Source organism: Phocaeicola sp. RTP21198st1_B8_RTP21198_201120 (assembly GCF_040929485.1).
In the GTDB taxonomy this organism is placed as follows: Bacteria; Bacteroidota; Bacteroidia; order Bacteroidales; family Bacteroidaceae; genus Phocaeicola; species Phocaeicola dorei.
Genome location: NZ_JBCOCI010000581.1, coordinates 1 through 1,013 on the forward strand (window position 1 = coordinate 1; position 1,013 = coordinate 1,013).

A 1,013-nucleotide genomic window follows, 5' to 3' on the forward strand; every position below is an offset into this window, starting at 1 on the left:
GTGACAAGTATCCGTCGCTACGAAAGACAGAATTTCCAACGTACTCACCATAAATGAATTTGTAGTTTCTACATACGTATCGGTTCCCGCTTTCACCAACTTATCAAGCAAAGTCAGCTCATACTGTGTCAATCGGGGAAGCCACATATCAGGGCAAGCCAAAACTGCTTCTGCAAAGTAGGTTGCATATTCATCTTTGCGCAGTTTTGTGGGAACAGGTAGACATAATATTTTCGCCATCTGCTTTAAATCTTCTTTTGTATTCATCTTCAATCCATCTACTAATTTTACCGATGATTGAAATAATTCCGACTGACATCTTATCATAGTATCTACTCATTAATTGATTGATTCACAAAAGTAGGAATTTCTTATCCGACATCACTATTTTTGAATGAGAATTTGCAAAGGCAATTACTATTTATACCTTTGTGACTTCAACAGAAAATATGATTTCAATAGAGAATTAGTAACCCGTTAAAAGAGAAATTGATTATGCGTTCATTCATAGTATTTCTTTGTTTGGTCCCCACCCTCCTGTTTGCCCGACAAACTCAACTTGAGACACAGTTGAAAGAAGCCATCAAAGGAAAGAAGGCCGAAATAGGAATAGCCGTCATCATTGATGGAAAAGATACGGTAACTGTCAATAATGATATTCACTATCCACTGATGAGCGTATTCAAGTTTCATCAGGCATTAGCATTGGCAGATTATATGGGAAAACAGAAGCAATCGCTGGAAACCCGGTTACCCATTAAGAAATCGGATTTAAAGCCGGACACTTATAGTCCGCTTCGAGATTAATATCCGCAAGGAGGAACTGAAATGAGTATTGCCGACCTCCTAAGATACACACTTCAGCAGAGTGATAACAATGCTTGCGATATTCTTTTCAACTATCAGGGTGGTCCGGATGCTGTGAATAAGTATATCCATTCACTAGGAATTCGGGAATGTGCCATCGTCGGTACAGAAACTGCCATGCACGAAGACTTGAACCTATGTTATGA

General features: G+C 38.9%; 2 pseudogenes. One reads left to right on the forward strand and one right to left on the reverse strand.

The features are described from left to right. Nucleotides 1-267 (reverse strand): annotated as a pseudogene (locus tag AB5935_RS28280) (hypothetical protein); the annotation flags it as partial. Between the two features lie 228 nt (nt 268-495). Between AB5935_RS28280 and AB5935_RS28285 the strand changes: the two are divergent. Continuing rightward, nucleotides 496-1,013: pseudogene (locus AB5935_RS28285) on the forward strand (serine hydrolase); the annotation flags it as partial.